Raw genomic sequence first — 16,008 nt, forward strand, 5'->3', positions numbered from 1 at the left:
TTAATTTTTTTGAGTCTTAATCAGTTTTAAAAAATAAAACTTAGTGTCTTTGTGCCTTTGTGGCAATAAACCGTGTCTTAGAATTCCGCGCTACCCGGAGTTCTTGGGAAAGGAATTACGTCTCTGATGTTTGTCATTCCTGTTACAAACAATACCAGACGCTCAAATCCTAAACCGAAACCTGCGTGAGTTGCAGAACCAAATCTTCTGGTGTCTAAGTACCAGTATAATTCTTCTTTGTCGATTCCAAGTTTTTCCATTTTTTCAACCAAAACATCGTAACGCTCTTCTCTTTCAGAACCACCAACGATTTCTCCGATTCCAGGGAAAAGGATGTCCATGGCGCGAACTGTTTCTCTTCCAGGTTCTGTGTTGTCGTTCAAACGCATGTAAAACGCTTTAATGTTTGCTGGGTAATCGTATAAAATTACTGGACATTTAAAGTGTTTTTCTACTAAATAACGCTCGTGTTCTGACTGTAAGTCGGCTCCCCATTCGTTGATTAAATATTGGAATTTCTTCTTTTTATTTGGAGTTGAATCTCTTAAAATGTCAATTGCTTCTGTATAAGAAACGCGTTTGAAGTTGTTTTCTAAAACGAAGTTCAATTTCTCTAACAAACTCATTTCGCTTCTTTCCGCCTGTGGTTTTGATTTTTCTTCTTCCAGAAGTCTTCCTTCTAAGAATTTCAAATCATCTCCACAATTATCTAAAGCATATTTAATTACGTACTGAATAAAATCTTCAGCCAAATCCATGTTGTCGTCCAAGTCGTTGAAAGCAACCTCAGGCTCGATCATCCAGAATTCTGCCAAGTGGCGAGAAGTGTTTGAGTTTTCTGCTCTAAACGTTGGTCCAAAAGTATAAATCTGACCCAAAGCCATTGCAAAAGTTTCTCCTTCTAACTGTCCAGAAACGGTTAAGTTGGTATGTTTTCCGAAGAAATCTTTTTTGAAATCAATGTTTCCTTCTTCGTTTTTAGGAAGATTGTCCAAAGGCAATGAAGTTACTTGGAACATTTCTCCAGCACCTTCAGCATCAGCTCCAGTGATAATTGGCGTGTTTACATATACGAAACCTTTATCTTGGAAATATTTGTGAACTGCATAAGACAATACTGAACGCACACGCATAATCGCACCAAAAGCATTTGTACGTACACGCAAGTGTGCATTTTCACGTAAAAATTCTAAAGAGTGTTTTTTAGGCTGCATTGGGAATTTCTCAGCATCAGAATCTCCAAGGATTTCCAATTTAGAAACCTGAATTTCATATTTCTGACCCGCACCTTTACTTTCAACCAAAGTTCCAATTACAGAAACTGCTGCTCCAGTAGTGATTCTTTTTAAAGTCTCTTCTGGTGTATTTTCAAAATCAACAACACATTGAATATTATTAATTGTAGAACCGTCATTTAAAGCGATGAACTGATTATTTCTAAAAGTTCTCACCCAACCTTTTGCATTCACTTCCTGTAACGTTGTCGTACTGTTTAATAAGTCTCTAACTTTTGTGTGTTTCATTTTTATATATAATTGATATTAAATAATATTCGTTTTGAACAACTGCAAATATAATCGATAATAATTAATTTTTGAAGCTGTTTCCTGCTATCCGCTATATCTTTTTCTTGCTAAAGGAGCAAGAAAAAGGATGTCGCTTCTATCAGGGCTAGGGCAATCGGTTTCAAAAGAAGCAATTTCTCTTGTTTTTGTCATTCCGAGGAACGAGGAATCACACTAGTAATTCCGTAAAGAAAGTCGCCAATCTTTGTCGATTTCCGAGTGCGATTCCTCGTTCCTCGGAATGACAAACTGTGCGTTAATAATCTTTGTCAAAGTTTAAAACTTTGACAAAGATTTATGTTTTTTAAATTTGTGTCAATTCGTGAAATTCGTCGCAAAAAATTACTTCTCCAAACTCTCCAATTCCTCTTTCCTTGTTTTCTTCTTCTCAAAAGTTAAAACCAATGAAGGTAATACAACCAAGTTAGCAAACATAGCAAAAACCAAAGTACAAGAAATTAATCCTCCTAAAGCAATTGTACCGCTGAAGCTTGATAAAGTGAAAGTCGCAAAACCTAAAATTAAAACAACAGAAGTGTAGAACGTACTTACTCCAGTTTCTCTCAAAGCGCTGAAAACAGATTTCTTTACTTTTCCTTTGTTTTGTATCAGATCATGTTTGTATTTCGCCATAAACTGAATTGCATTATCAACCGAGATTCCGAAAGCAATACTGAATACCAGAATCGTTGAAGGTTTTAACGGAATTCCGAAATACCCCATTAATCCAGAAGTGATGCAAAGCGGTAAAATATTCGTAATCAAAGATGCCGCTACCATTTTGAACGATCTAAACAAATACAGCATCAAAATTGCAATTGTTAATATGGCAAAAAGCAATGATTCGATTAAGTTGTGTGCCAAGTAAGTTGTTCCTTTTTGGAAAACCAATGCTTTTCCTGTAATTGTAACTTCATAACGGTCTTTTGGGAAAATCTCATCAATTTTTTCGCGCAATTTCCCTTCTACTTTTGCCATTTCATCCGTTCCAATATCTTTCATGAAAGTCGTAATTCTGGCATATTGCCCAGTTGAATCTACATACGCTTTCATCAAATTTTCTTTGCTGTTTTTGGTTGCATTTTTAGCATAACCCAAAATAAAAGTCTGTTCCTGAGAAGTAGGCAATTGGTAATATTCAGGATTTCCGTTGTAGAAAGCCTGTTTTGCATATTTAACCAAGTTTACAACAGAAACTGGTTTTGCCAATTCTGGAATTTCAGAAATAGTATTCTGTAATTCGTCCATTTTACGAATTGTAGATGGTTTCATAACACCTTTTTTCTTTTTGGTGTCAATCATGATTTCCAATGGCATTACACCGTTGAATTCTTTTTCGTAAAATAAAATATCTTTAAAGAAAGAAGCCGTTTTTGGCATTTCACCAATTAAACTTCCAGACACTTTCATTTGTCTCACTCCATTTAAACTCACCACAAAAAGTACCGCGTAAATGATATAAACGATAGTTTTTTTGCCTTTCACTACAGTTGCAACCGTATTTAAAAGTGTCGAAATATATGTTTTGTCTAAATGGTATAAATGTTTTGCTTTTGGTAATGGCATAAAACTGTAGATAATCGGCACAATGAAAAGTGTCAAAGTATATACAGAAAGCACGTTGATAGAAGTTACCAATCCAAACTCAAAAAGCAATTCGTTTCCTGTTATCATCAAAGTTGCAAAACCAATTGCGGCTGTTAAATTGGTCATCAAAGTCGAAGATCCAATTTTTGAAATCACACGCTGTAATGCTTTTGCCTGATTGTTGTGCAGTTTTATTTCCTGCTGATATTTATTGATTAAGAAAATACAGTTAGTAATTCCGATTACGATAATCAGTGGCGGAATAATTGCTGTTAAAATCGTGATTTTATAACCAAACAATCCAAGAGTTCCAAACGACCAAGTTACGCCGACAATTAAAATACAAATCGAAATAAAAGTGGCTCTGAACGAACGGAAGAAGAAAAAGAAAATCAAAGAAACCGTCAATAAAGACGCTCCAATAAAAAGTCCGATTTCGCCTTTCATGTTATCCGCATTGATCGTACGGATGTAAGGCATTCCTGAAACTTTAAGATCGATTCCAGTTGTTTTTTCGAATTTATCGATTTTCGGAACTAAATCTTTTAAGATAAAAGTCTTTCTCTCAGCCGTGTTTACCAGCGCTTTGTTCATGTAGATTGCAGAACGAACACTTCCGCTTTCTTTGTTAAACAGCAAACCTTCGTAAAAAGGCAGATTGTGAAACAAATCATACTGAACACTTTTTAAATAATTAGCGTCAAGCGCTTTGCTTTCGTCAATAAATGGCGCTAAAACAAACTTTTGATTTACAGTATCTTTTTCAAGTTTCTTTAAATCATTCAAAGAAATAACCAAATCAACTTCTTTTGCTTTTTTCAAACCGTTCATTAATTCGGTCCAAGCCGCATAATTTTTTGGTGTAAAGAATTTAGGATCTTTGAAACCAATAACTATTAGGTTTCCTTCCTCGCCAAATTTGTCTAGGAATTTTTGATAATCTTTATTTGCAATATGATTTTTCGGAAGCAAGTTGGCTTCAGTATAAGTCATAGAAAGATTCTTCCACTGATAACCAAAGAAAATAGTTAAAGCAGAAAGTATAACCAGAATCGTAATTCTGTTTTTAAGTATGATTCGGGCTAATTTTTCCCAAAATCCAACTTGGACAGTGTTTTTCATAAAATCTTTAAAAATGGATGCAAATGTAGTGAAAAGTGCTCGAAATCATAAATATTCGAATCTATTTTACTTAACGTTAACACAAAATTGATAGTGCTATTTTTGTCATAATTTGCCTTGTTTTAGCTGTAAACCATAACGTTTTCTCATATTTGCAAATAATTTCGATTTTAAGAAAATTTAGATTAGATAATTTTCTTAACGAAAAAGCCTCATGCAGATTCAACAGATTGAATCGGATTCAGTAATTTTATTCGTGAATTTGACTTAAATATAAAACCACGCAAATGCAGCAAAACAATACAACTACTTTTATTTTTCTTGCAATTCTGTTGCTTTTAATTGTTATCATTTGTTTTATGATTTATCAATTGATGCAAACCAAAAAAGCTAAGGAAGATGCAGAAAAAAGTTTTTATGCCTTAGAATCAAAAGTCAACGATCTGCAATTGGAGAATTTGGAATCAAAACTGAATCCACATTTGTTTAAGAATATTCTAAATTCGATTCAGTCGCATGCGTATCAGACTTATTTTGCTTTAGATAAACTTGCAAATGTTCTGGATTATATTTTGTACGAAAGCAAAAAGAAATTTGTAACGGCCAAAGAAGAAATTGATTTTGCGATGAATTTAATCGAAATCAATAAAATTAAAATTAGTCCGCTTTTTGAGCTTAAAGTCAAAACCAATATTAATCAGGAAGATAAATTGTATGATCAGCCTTTGCTGGCGCCTTTAATTTCGATTGATTTAATTGAAAATGCTTTTAAACATGCTGATCTTCAGAGTGCAGATGCTTTTATTTCGGTAGTTTTTGAGTTTAAAAATAATGCTTTTTTTATGACGGTTTCCAATAAAATTTCCGATAAAAAAGTATTGAAAAAGGAACGAAGCGGTTTTGGACACGCAACGCTTGAGCACCGTCTTCGCATCATTTATAAAAATAATTTTAAACTCGATAAGTTTATAGAAAACGATGTTTATATTGCTCATCTAAAAATTGATTTACTTGAATACAAAACTGAAATGCTTGCTTCTGGACGATGAGATTCCAGGATTAACGTATCTTAAAATGCTTTGCGAACAAATTCCAGAATTGGAAATCGTGAAAACATTTAATAATCCTGAAAAACTTTTGTCTGATATTCCTGAGTTAGATTTTGATCTGCTGATTTCGGATATTGAAATGCCCGGAATTGACGGGTTGCATCTGGCAGAAAAACTGCAGGACAAATTGGTGATTTTTTGTACGGCCTATAAAGAGTATGCGGCTGAAGCGTTTAATATAGATGCTGTAGATTATATTACAAAACCTGTAAAATTAGAACGTTTGCAAAAAGCCATTACAAAGGCTTTTGAGCGTTTTGAGAAATCAAATTCTGATAAAAAGTTTATACAGCTCAACACTGATAAAGGAAAAACGTTATTGTATTTTAATACAATTCAATACATAAAAACGGCTGCGAGTGATAGTCGCGATAAAACGGTTCTGCTTACTGATGGCAGTTTTTTGAATTTAAAAAATGTAAAATTCGACACGCTATTAAACGAATTGCCTGATGCTGATTTCTGCCGAATCAATAAAAAAGAAATTGTAGCGGTGAAGGCAATAAAGTTTTTTAATCATAATGAAATTGTGCTTCATCATTTGGAAGAAACTAATAAAAATACAGCTTTAATTTTAAGTGAAACGTATCGTTCTGATTTTTTGAAAAAGGTAAAATTATAACTTATTACAAAGTTTTTCCGACTTGTTACATACATTGAAAATTAGCAGGAAATTTGCTTTTTCACTTAAAACTCAGTTCTGATATTTGCTGCAATAAATCTAAAGAACGAGTTATGAATAACATTAAGAACTCTCTATTCTACATAACAATTATTGGTGGTTTTACAGCGCTGATATATTGGGTAATTTCAAAAGGCGCCGCATTAGAAGTGGGGCGAAATATTGTAAAGAAAAGTGTTGAAAGCAACCATTGGAAAGACTTTCTTCATTCTATGGTCGATAACCTGCAGCATCCTTTGGCCATTTTATTGGCGCAGATTGTTACCATTATTTTAGTTGCACGTTTATTTGGATGGTTTTTTAGAAAAATAGGACAACCGTCTGTAATTGGCGAAATGATTGCGGGAATTGTGTTGGGGCCATCTTTGGTCGGAATGTATTTTCCGGAGTTTTCAGCGGCTTTATTTCCAAAAGAATCTTTAGGCAATCTACAGTTTTTAAGCCAAATTGGTTTAATCCTTTTTATGTTTGTTATCGGAATGGAATTGGATTTAAAAGTGCTGAAAAATAAGGCGCATGATGCAGTTGTCATTAGTCACGCTAGTATTGTAATTCCGTTTGCTTTAGGATTATCATTGGCATATTTTATTTACGAAATCTATGCTCCAATGGGAGTTGAATTTTCTTCTTTCGGATTGTTTATGGGTATTGCCATGAGTATCACAGCTTTTCCTGTTTTAGCTAGAATAGTTCAAGAACGTGGCATGCAGAAAACTAAACTCGGTACTATTGCCATTACTTGTGCCGCTGCAGACGATGTTACGGCTTGGTGTATCTTGGCAGTTGTTATTGCCATTGTAAAAGCAGGTTCACTTTCAAGCTCATTGTATGTAATTGGAATGGCGATTTTGTATGTCATTATAATGCTTAAAATTGTTCGCCCATTCTTAAAAAGAGTAGGAGATTTGAATGCAACACGCGAAAGTTTGAACAAACCTGTTGTTGCGATTTTCTTTATTACGCTTTTAATTTCTGCTTATGCGTCAGAATTAATTGGAATTCACGCTTTGTTTGGGGCTTTTTTAGCGGGAGCAATTATGCCAGAAAACAACAAATTCAGAAACATATTTATTGAAAAAGTTGAAGACGTTTCGATTATTGTGCTATTGCCATTGTTTTTCGTATTTACAGGTTTACGTACCCAAATCGGATTATTGAATGACCCTGAATTATGGAAAATTACCGGTCTGATTATTTTAGTTGCCGTAGTTGGAAAATTCTTCGGAAGCGCATTGGCAGCAAAATTCATGGGGCAAAACTGGAAAGACAGTTTGTCAATCGGTGCTTTGATGAATACTAGAGGTCTGATGGAATTGGTGGTCTTGAATATTGGTTATGATCTAGGGGTATTGTCGACAGAGATTTTTACTATGATGGTCATTATGGCTTTGGTGACCACTTTTATGACAGGTCCGGCATTAGATTTTATCGGATTTATTTTTAAAGATAAAACTACGGCAGTTCCAGAAGAAATTGGAACTAAAAGCAAGTATAAAATTCTGCTTTCGTTTGCAACTCCAGAAAAGGGAAAAAAATTGCTTCAAATTGCGAATAGTTTAGTTAAAAAGCAAGGTGATAATTCTATTGTAACCGCAATGCATTTGTCTTTAAGTACAGAAGTGCATTCTTTTGACATTAAAGAACATGAACGCAAAATGTTGGTTCCTGTAATTGAAGAGTCACAGCGTCTGAATCAGAATGTGGTAAGTTTGTTTAAAGTTTCAAATGATATTGATTCGGATATTATTGATACCGCAAATCAAGGAGAGTATGATTTACTGTTGATTGGTTTAGGACAATCTATTTTTGACGGAACGCTGCTTGGAAAAATTCTTGGGTTTACAACCAGAATTGTAAATCCAGACCGTTTGATTGATAAGTTTACAGGAAAAGAAGGATTGTTTGAGAATTCTCCATTTGATGAAAGAACACGACATATTATTGCTAAAGCAAAAATGCCAGTTGGAATTTTCATTGAAAAAAATCTAGAAGAGGTTAATCAAGTTTTGATACCTGTTTTTAATAAAGAAGATGCTTTTTTAATTGATTATGCTAAAAAACTAATCAATAACAACGGTTCTCAGATTACCGTTTTAGATGCCGGCGGAGAAGTGAAAAATACAAGAGAAATTCAAGAAACCATACGTTCTATTGAACAGATTGCACCAAATCATATCATGATTATGCACGACAGAACATTGAAGAAAGAATTTTTAGAAAGTCAGGACTTGATGATTATCAGTCTAGAAAGTTGGAAAAAACTAATAGAATCTCAAAGTATTTGGCTTAATAATTCGCCGTCAGTTTTGATTCTTAAGCCATAATTTTTTTGAAATACCAAAATTTTACAATCCCAAATTCCAATTTTACTTACTGGAGTTTGGGATTTTTTTTTAGCCACGAATTCACGAATTTTAATGAATTTCTTTACGCTGTACTTGTCGATAAATCGCACAAATTTACGCAGATTGCTAGCGGAAATTCGTGAAATTCATCGGTAAAATTTTTGTAAAGTTTTAGTGGGTAAATTTGTGAATTAGTGGCGAAAAAAAATGAATTTTAAAATTAAAGTCCCAGGTCAAGAACATAAGAAATCTTAACTGCAATATTATCCTCAAATCTCAATAACTGATTTGGTCCGTAACGATAGAATCCGCCCAAACCAAAACCTTTAAAGATTCGGTTCAATTCTAATCCCGATTCAAAATAACCTTTGTCAAGCGTTTTGTATGCTGGACCAACATGCTGTTCTGGTTTTTCCATGTTTCCCCAGGCCATTCTAGTAACTAAAACCAATGACGGACGAACTTGTTTCATAATTTTGATTCGGTCAAAACCATGTTTAATTTGAAACATTAAATATTGGCTCGAAAAGAACTCGTTAAAAAACATGGTTTCAAAAGCATTTCTTCCCGCAAAAGTGATACGCTGTACGACAGTTTCTTTTGTTAAGTTGTTTGGTGCTGTATTGTACAAATGCGTAATAGGCACATCTCCCATTGCCAAACCTCCCTGTAAAAGTAAACTTGTTTTTTGACGGTTTAGGTACTGTTTTTCGTATTCGGCCTTAAAATCTATTTTGCTAAAAGTAAAATCATTGTCAAAAACATTTGGCAAAGATTGTGTGTATTGGAAAGTAAACCTCGGAAATTTTTTATCGCTTTCAGTTCTTCCAGTTGGAGTTTGCATATAATTGCTAAATGGCGCCCAAACAATAGAAAGCATTGCCGTGGTCATGGTATAATTAGAATACAGTTTTCCGTTTAGGTTATAGAGATAATCAAATTTTGGTTCAATATAATTTCTCGAAAGTTCTAAAACAGCCTCGGTTTTCGGAATAAATTTGGTTTGAATATTGGTACGCCATCCTATATACTCGTAAAAGGTACTAATGTTTATTGGGCGCGGATCATAAATTTTAAAAACACGTTTGTCAACAGAAAAAACAGTACTTGCAATTTCTCGCACATCGTCAGTATAATAGCCATTAATCCAAGTATTGGTATGTTTATCTAATAAAACGCCACCTCCGACGCTATATTTAAAAACACCATCTTTTGTTCCATAAGCGCCGTAGCCTTCAACTCGGAAATACTTAGATAAACGGTCATTTGTAATACCTCCCACACCAAGACGAAAGCCTTCGTAATTGTTATAACTTATAATTTTTTTCATATCCAAATCGACAGGGCCAATTGGATAGAAACCATTAATAATTTTTCGACCAATTCCTAAACGTTTTTCAATTCTATTTCGAACTGAAAGACTGTCGAGCAATAAATAGGTTTTTTGACTTTTTAGATCGAGATTTTCTTTTCGATAAGCCTCCCAGAAACTTTCAGGTTTTTTGGCCGCATCGTCTTTGATTTCGATATAAAGCGAAGGATTTTTTATTGGAGTGTCGGTATTTACACGAACATCAAAACTATTGCTTTCAGAAAGCAGATAGGTGAAATCTGAAGCTACTTTTTTTCTGCGTTCGTAATTATCTTCAACATCTCCGTCAAATTGAATGGTGCCACCTAAAATACGAATATCGTCGTCATTTTTTCCTTTTACGATTTTAAAAGTGGTATTGCTCTGAAACCAGATTTTTTCTTTCGGAATATATTCAAATTCATGGATGCCGCTAATGTCCAAAACGCCTTTAATTCGCATTACCGCTTTCGCGACAGCGTAATTTTCTTTATCAATATATAAAACCCCTTCCAGTCCAGAAGCTCTGTGTTTTGATTTGTTTTTAAAATAAATCATATACGCATCTCGGCCTCTAATGGTAACCGTATCTAACAGTTTGTAATTATAGCTTGAAGGAGCATTTTTGGAAATCGGATTTTCGTACTTGGTTTCGAACAATTCGTATTTTGGATCGTAAATCGAAATAGATTGGAGGTTGAAGGCCAGAACTTCATAAATCGGTTGTTTGAAACCAGCGATTTTTGTGCCTAGAACCGTTTCTTTTAATTTGTTATTTCCAAACTGATATTGAGAGACTTTTTCGGTCTGAAACAAGTGCTGTTTGCTTACAATTTCTTTAAACTTATAATCAGAAGAATCGATGTTAATGATTTTTTTGTTTAAATCTTTATAAGCGGCTGTTGTGTCAATACGGCCGTCAATCGAATCTGGATTGGCGGTTACGATAAGTTTGTTATAGGTTTTATATTCAAAATTATTGAGTTTCTTCTGCGGATCGTTTGTTGCCTTATTAGCAATAACTTTTTTTATTATGGTAAGAGCAGGATTTTCATTTGATACCACAACTTCTTTTAAATCATCAGTCTGCTGTAAAAGCGAAATCGAATAAAAGGTTTTGCTGTTGATTAAAGCAATAGTTTTGGATTGAAAGCCTATATAAGATACCGTAAGCGATGTCGCAGAGGAACTGATTTTAAAAATAAATTTTCCGTCAACATCTGTAATTGTGTTATTGTTTTCTGAGGTGGTAATGGTGGCAAACGGAAGAGGTTTGTTGTTTGAATCGGTTACGATTCCGTTTATTTGAATTTGCGCCTGAAGAGTAAGCGTAAAAAACAAAGTCAAAAAACAAAATAGCTTCATACAGAATGATATAGTTTCAAAAACGAAAAGAAATTAATTTTCGTATGCAAAAATAGCAATAAAAAAATCCGTCTAGTGCAATAAACCAGACGGATTTTTTATTTTATAATCAAAACTTACTTATACTTTCATGATTTCAGCTTCTTTTGCAGCCAATAACTCATCAATTTTTTTAATGTAAGCATTTGTCAAGTTCTGAACTTCTTCTTCTGCAGATTTACAGATGTCTTCTGAAGTTCCTTCTTTTTCCAATTTTTTGATATCAGTATTAGCATCTTTACGAGAATTGCGGATACCAATTTTAGCATCTTCAGCTTCAGCTTTTGCTTGTTTCGCTAAATCACGGCGACGCTCTTCTGTCAAAGGCGGTACGCTGATGATGATAACGTCTCCGTTATTCATTGGGTTAAAACCAATGTTAGCGACTAAGATTGCTTTTTCAATAACAGAAAGCATATTTTTTTCAAATGGCTGTAATGTAATTGTTCTAGCATCTGGAACGCTGATTTTAGATACTTGAGAAAGTGGTGTAGAAGAACCATAATAATCTACAAAAACACCTCCAAGCATAGCTGGAGAAGCTTTTCCTGCACGAATATTAAGAAATTCTTTCTCTAAGTGTGCAATAGTACCATTCATTGATTCCTCAGTACTTTCTAAAATAAAGTCTATTTCTTCAGTCATTGTTTTTTTAGTTTTCAGTTTTCATTCTCAGTTTTCAGTTAAAGTCTTATTGTGCGACTGTAAAACTGTTACTGATGACTATATATTTACTACAGTTCCAATGTTTTCGCCTTCGCAGATTTTCAAAAGGTTTCCGATTTTATTCATATCAAAAACAACGATTGGCAATTTGTTTTCTTGGCTTAATGTAAATGCAGTGGTGTCCATTACATTTAATCCTTTTTTGATTACATCGTCAAACGAAATAAAATCAAATTTTACTGCCGACGCATTTTTTTCTGGATCAGAGTCGTAAACGCCATCAACGCGAGTTCCTTTTAGAATAACATCAGCATTAATTTCGATACCTCTTAAAACTGCTGCAGTATCAGTTGTAAAATATGGATTTCCAGTTCCAGCTCCAAAAATTACAATTCTGCCTTTTTCTAGATGGCGGTCAGCTCTTCTTTTGATATATGGTTCTGCAATAGATTCCATTTTCAAAGCAGTTTGCAAACGAGTTTTCATTCCTTTATCTTCAAGAGCGCCTTGCAAAGCCATTCCGTTTATAACAGTTGCAAGCATTCCCATATAATCTCCTTGCACTCTGTCCATTCCTGAGCTTGCTCCGGCAACGCCTCTAAAAATATTTCCTCCTCCAATAACAATAGCAATTTCTACTCCTTTGTCGTGAATCTGCTTGATTTCATCTGCATATTCGCCTAATCTTTTCGGGTCAATACCGTATTGTAAATCACCCATTAGGGCTTCGCCGCTAAGTTTAAGAAGAATTCTTTTATATTTCATGTGTGTGTTGCGTTAATTTGTGCAAATATAGACATATTCTGATTTTTAAAAATAATGTTTGCAAAAAATTAATTCTTGCTTCAATTTTAGCCATTTAAAGCCTTAAAAAGGGATTTGTTCTAAGGATCTGTTTTTACCGCAAAGTACGCTAAGAATTTTTATATAGATAAAACTGCAATTTGTAAAGTTCGCAAAGCTTAGCATTTAAAATGCTTTGCGCTCATTGCAGTAAATGTACATTTAAAAGCTATACAATTATTGTTGAATAAAATTTAAAAGGAATATTAAATGTGACAAATGTCATTTTCACAGTCTTCCTAAATTTTGTATTTTTATTGTATCCTAAAAATGAAATAAATATGAAAAGCATCGTAGCCAAAGCACTGTTCAATAGTCATTCTTATGCTGAATACAGAAAAATCGTAACCGATTTATTAACCGAAGGGAAATCAACAGGAAACGAACAATCTGAAAGTCTTACCAATTATTCCAAATTAAATGAAGCCAGAATGAACAGGCTGGAAAAAACGATCACTATTTCAGAGGCTATTGCAGAGAAACTTCAAAACTTAGATAATCATTATATCTGGTTGGTGCTTTCAGAAGGTTGGTGTGGAGATGCGGCGCAGATTCTTCCAATTTTAAACAAAATGGCTTTGGCTTCCAATAAAAGAATCGATTTGAGAATTGCATTACGTGATGAAAATGACGATTTAATGAACCATTATTTGACTAACGGCGGAAGAGCAATTCCAAAGGTAATCGTGATTTGTAAAGAAGCAGGAATTGTACGTGCCGATTGGGGGCCAAGACCAAAAGGAGCAACCGAATTAATGGAAAAACATAAAAGAGAAGTTGGCGCTATCGATGAAAAAATAAAAACAGATCTTCAATTATGGTATTTAGCAGATAAAGGAATTTCTGTTCAAGAAGAATTGGTCGAAATCATGGAAAATATCAAATATAATCGCCTTTAATCGGATTAATATGTTGATAAACAGTATTATTGGTTGATAAAATTATCTTAAAGTCTTTTTCGCTTTAATAGAATTTCGTAACTTAGTGAAGCTTACCCACTTCTATTATAACTTTCAGATTTACTCTTTTTATTGGTGTTTATTTAATGTTTAACAATTAAAAAATACACTATTATGAAAAAGTTATTCGAAAGGTTTTATGATTTCTTTTCTAAATTTTTGTTTGGAGGGAAAAATGTGCCTCACTATTAAATCGAGATGAGTATGGAATAAAATTACTTTTCTTTAGAGCTTGGCACATTACTTTTCAAACAATGTAATGTGCTTTTTTGCTTTTAGAGAAGTAATTAATCTTCTTGAGAGTTGTAATGAAAGAAATCTGTTAATGTTACTCCAAAAGAAATGGTTCCGATGCTTTTTTGATCATAAAGAGGAAAAGCATAATCGCTAATTTCGGCAAAAATGATAAAATCATCAGAACCAATGCCGAGTTTTGCCCTTTTATATGCCCCATTTAAATTACCGCGACCCAAAGCAAAACCTTTTCCGTATCCAGCTTGAAGCATAATTCTGGTTTCGGGTCCTACTTTTGGACTTAATCCTAAATTTAAAAATACAGGAACAGCAACAAGCTTATCATCCCATTTCCAGTCTAGTCCAGAGTGAAGGCCAAGGGTAAGCCATTTTTTATAATGAACGCCATATCCGATTTTGGCTCCTAAACCATTAGGGACAAAAAAGGCATTTGATGAGGTTGATTCAGGATAATAATAAGAATCATCTTTATCGGGATTACCTGTTATTGAGGCAGTGATATCAAATTGTATATAAGTGAATTTAGTTGCCTGACTATGTATAAATGAATTAAAAAAGGAAATAAATGCAATAGTCAGTAAAATTCTTTTCATATACGGTTTTATTTTTTCAGGAGTTCTTCTTCAAATAAATTAATATCAATCGCATTTTTCACATCGTAATCGCCAATTTTAGTTCGACGTAAAACTGTTAAATGCGAACCTGAATTCATGGCTTTTCCAAAATCGTAAGCAAGAGAACGAATGTAAGTTCCTTTAGAACAAACTACTCTAAAATCGACTTCTGGTAATGCAATTCTCGTGATTTCAAATTCGTGAATAGTAGTTTTTCTGCTTTCAATTTCTATTGATTCTCCCGCACGCGCATGTTCATATAGACGAACACCATCTTTTTTAATGGCAGAAAAGATTGGTGGTTTTTGGTCGATTTCGCCTAAAAATTGCTTTACAGTTTCATGAATCAAATCTTCATTGATATGGTCTGTTGGAAAAGTCTGATCGATTTCAGTTTCCAAATCATACGATGGAGTAGTAGCACCGATATAAAACGTTCCGGTATATTCTTTTGCTTGACCTTGAAGTTCAGAAATCTTTTTAGTGAATTTTCCAGTGCAGATCAATAAAAGACCTGTTGCCAAAGGATCTAAAGTTCCTGCATGGCCAATTTTGAACTTTTTAGGAAGTCCGACTTTATTAATTAAAAGGTATTTTAATTTATTGACAGCTTGAAATGAACTCCATTTTAATGGTTTGTCAATCAATAAAACTTGTCCTTCTAAATATTCTTCAGGTGTCATTATATAATCGTAAGCGGATGAATGAAAAAGTGAATCAATAATAAAATGATTCCGGCAATGATTCGGTAATAACCAAAAACTTTGAATCCGTTTTTAGTCAAAAATCCGATGAAAGTTTTTATGGCTAATAATGCTACAGCAAAAGCAACAATGTTTCCAATAACCAACATATTTACTTGGTCATGAGACAATTCAAAACCTGCTTTGTAATAGTCATAGCATTTTTTTGCAGTTGCCCCCAACATAGTTGGAACCGCTAAGAAAAATGAAAATTCTGCTGCAGAAGTTCTAGTCAGTTTTTGAGCCATACCTCCAACAATACTTGCGCCGCTTCGAGAAACTCCAGGAATCATGGCAAGACATTGGAATAAACCAATTTTTAAAGCTTTGGCATACGTAATTTCAGTTGAAACTTCTGGATCATTTGGTTTGTTAAACCATTCGTCTACTTTCAATAAAACTAAACCTCCAATTAGAAGTGAAATTGCAACTGTAACTGGGTTTTCTAGTAGGCCATCAATAAAATCGCTTAATAATAATCCTAAAACAGCTGCAGGAATAAAAGCAACTAAAAGTTTAAAATAGAAATCAAAGGTTTGAAAGAAACGTTTGAAGTATAAAATTACAACCGAAAGTATAGCGCCAAGCTGAATTACAATGGTAAAAAGTTTAGTGAAATCGTCATGTGCGATTCCGAAAAAAGAAGAAGCAATAATCATATGTCCTGTAGAAGAAACAGGCAAAAATTCTGTAATTCCTTCAATAATGGCAAGAACAATAGCTTGTAATGTGTTCATTTAATTGAGATTGTTAGATTTTAGAC

Annotated in this window: 12 protein-coding genes; 4 read left to right on the forward strand and 8 right to left on the reverse strand. The window is 33.7% G+C overall.

The genetic code is table 11. The features are described from left to right. Positions 1-77 precede the first annotated feature (77 nt). Both asnS and BLP44_RS19640 read right to left on the reverse strand, forming a co-directional pair. Entirely contained in the window at positions 78-1,523 is a 1,446-nt protein-coding gene (gene asnS, locus BLP44_RS19635; RefSeq protein ID WP_066033413.1) for an asparagine--tRNA ligase, read from the reverse strand. Between the two features lie 384 nt (positions 1,524-1,907). Continuing rightward, positions 1,908-4,274 carry an efflux RND transporter permease subunit gene (locus tag BLP44_RS19640; protein WP_091135419.1) on the reverse strand — a complete coding sequence of 789 codons (2,367 nt, stop codon included), beginning with the start codon at positions 4,272-4,274 and terminating at the stop codon, positions 1,908-1,910. Positions 4,275-4,561: 287 nt separating this feature from the next. On the opposite strand from BLP44_RS19640, the gene BLP44_RS19645 reads away from it, so the two are divergent. The 3 genes from BLP44_RS19645 to BLP44_RS19655 all read left to right on the forward strand — a co-directional run bounded on the left by BLP44_RS19645 (position 4,562) and on the right by BLP44_RS19655 (position 8,389). After that, positions 4,562-5,323: a sensor histidine kinase gene (locus BLP44_RS19645; RefSeq protein ID WP_066033415.1), complete on the forward strand. Its 762-nt coding sequence runs from the start codon at positions 4,562-4,564 to the stop codon at positions 5,321-5,323. Then, entirely contained in the window at positions 5,286-6,005 is a 720-nt protein-coding gene (locus BLP44_RS19650; protein ID WP_066033416.1) for a LytR/AlgR family response regulator transcription factor, read from the forward strand. The genes BLP44_RS19645 and BLP44_RS19650 overlap by 38 nt, the downstream gene beginning before the upstream one ends. A gap of 113 nt (positions 6,006-6,118) precedes the next feature. Further along, complete coding sequence (locus BLP44_RS19655) at positions 6,119-8,389, forward strand: cation:proton antiporter (RefSeq protein ID WP_091135422.1); 2,271 nt, start codon at positions 6,119-6,121, stop codon at positions 8,387-8,389. Positions 8,390-8,630: 241 nt separating this feature from the next. Here BLP44_RS19655 and BLP44_RS19660 read toward each other — a convergent pair whose 3' ends face one another. The 3 genes from BLP44_RS19660 to pyrH all read right to left on the reverse strand — a co-directional run bounded on the left by BLP44_RS19660 (position 8,631) and on the right by pyrH (position 12,596). Then, on the reverse strand, positions 8,631-11,126 hold the full coding sequence (locus tag BLP44_RS19660) for a DUF5686 family protein (RefSeq protein WP_091135424.1): 2,496 nt from the start codon (positions 11,124-11,126) through the stop codon (positions 8,631-8,633). Between the two features lie 120 nt (positions 11,127-11,246). Continuing rightward, a complete protein-coding gene (gene frr, locus BLP44_RS19665) occupies positions 11,247-11,810 on the reverse strand; it encodes a ribosome recycling factor (RefSeq protein ID WP_008465142.1) in 564 nt (187 codons plus the stop codon). A 78-nt stretch (positions 11,811-11,888) separates the two neighbouring features. Continuing rightward, positions 11,889-12,596 (reverse strand): UMP kinase, encoded by a 708-nt coding sequence (pyrH, locus tag BLP44_RS19670; RefSeq protein ID WP_008465141.1) that lies wholly within the window; start codon positions 12,594-12,596, stop codon positions 11,889-11,891. Between the two features lie 359 nt (positions 12,597-12,955). Between pyrH and BLP44_RS19675 the strand changes: the two genes are divergently transcribed. Then, complete coding sequence (locus BLP44_RS19675) at positions 12,956-13,573, forward strand: thioredoxin family protein (protein ID WP_091135426.1); 618 nt, start codon at positions 12,956-12,958, stop codon at positions 13,571-13,573. 347 nt (positions 13,574-13,920) lie between these two features. On the opposite strand, the gene BLP44_RS19680 is transcribed toward BLP44_RS19675, so the two are convergent. From BLP44_RS19680 to BLP44_RS19690, 3 genes are read right to left on the reverse strand one after another with little or no spacing between them, the layout of a single operon-like run. Then, positions 13,921-14,481, reverse strand: coding sequence for a hypothetical protein (locus BLP44_RS19680; RefSeq protein ID WP_091135428.1), 561 nt, complete (start codon positions 14,479-14,481; stop codon positions 13,921-13,923). Between the two features lie 8 nt (positions 14,482-14,489). After that, a complete protein-coding gene (truB, locus tag BLP44_RS19685; protein WP_091135430.1) occupies positions 14,490-15,185 on the reverse strand; it encodes a tRNA pseudouridine(55) synthase TruB in 696 nt (231 codons plus the stop codon). Next, complete coding sequence (locus BLP44_RS19690; RefSeq protein WP_008465138.1) at positions 15,185-15,982, reverse strand: undecaprenyl-diphosphate phosphatase; 798 nt, start codon at positions 15,980-15,982, stop codon at positions 15,185-15,187. The genes truB and BLP44_RS19690 overlap by 1 nt, the downstream gene beginning before the upstream one ends. Positions 15,983-16,008 lie beyond the last annotated feature (26 nt).

This window comes from Flavobacterium anhuiense (assembly GCF_900101855.1).
GTDB lineage: Bacteria > Bacteroidota > Bacteroidia > Flavobacteriales > Flavobacteriaceae > Flavobacterium > Flavobacterium anhuiense.

Excerpts from the sequence above, each read along its gene's own strand:
- asnS (WP_066033413.1), bottom strand. The coding sequence starts at position 1,523 with ATGAAACACACAAAAGTTAGAGACTTATTAAACAGTACGACAACGTTA.
- BLP44_RS19640 (WP_091135419.1), bottom strand. The coding sequence starts at position 4,274 with ATGAAAAACACTGTCCAAGTTGGATTTTGGGAAAAATTAGCCCGAATC.
- BLP44_RS19645 (WP_066033415.1), top strand. The coding sequence starts at position 4,562 with ATGCAGCAAAACAATACAACTACTTTTATTTTTCTTGCAATTCTGTTG.
- BLP44_RS19655 (WP_091135422.1), top strand. The coding sequence starts at position 6,119 with ATGAATAACATTAAGAACTCTCTATTCTACATAACAATTATTGGTGGT.
- BLP44_RS19660 (WP_091135424.1), bottom strand. The coding sequence starts at position 11,126 with ATGAAGCTATTTTGTTTTTTGACTTTGTTTTTTACGCTTACTCTTCAG.
- frr (WP_008465142.1), bottom strand. The coding sequence starts at position 11,810 with ATGACTGAAGAAATAGACTTTATTTTAGAAAGTACTGAGGAATCAATG.
- pyrH (WP_008465141.1), bottom strand. The coding sequence starts at position 12,596 with ATGAAATATAAAAGAATTCTTCTTAAACTTAGCGGCGAAGCCCTAATG.
- BLP44_RS19675 (WP_091135426.1), top strand. The coding sequence starts at position 12,956 with ATGAAAAGCATCGTAGCCAAAGCACTGTTCAATAGTCATTCTTATGCT.
- BLP44_RS19680 (WP_091135428.1), bottom strand. The coding sequence starts at position 14,481 with ATGAAAAGAATTTTACTGACTATTGCATTTATTTCCTTTTTTAATTCA.
- truB (WP_091135430.1), bottom strand. The coding sequence starts at position 15,185 with ATGACACCTGAAGAATATTTAGAAGGACAAGTTTTATTGATTGACAAA.
- BLP44_RS19690 (WP_008465138.1), bottom strand. The coding sequence starts at position 15,982 with ATGAACACATTACAAGCTATTGTTCTTGCCATTATTGAAGGAATTACA.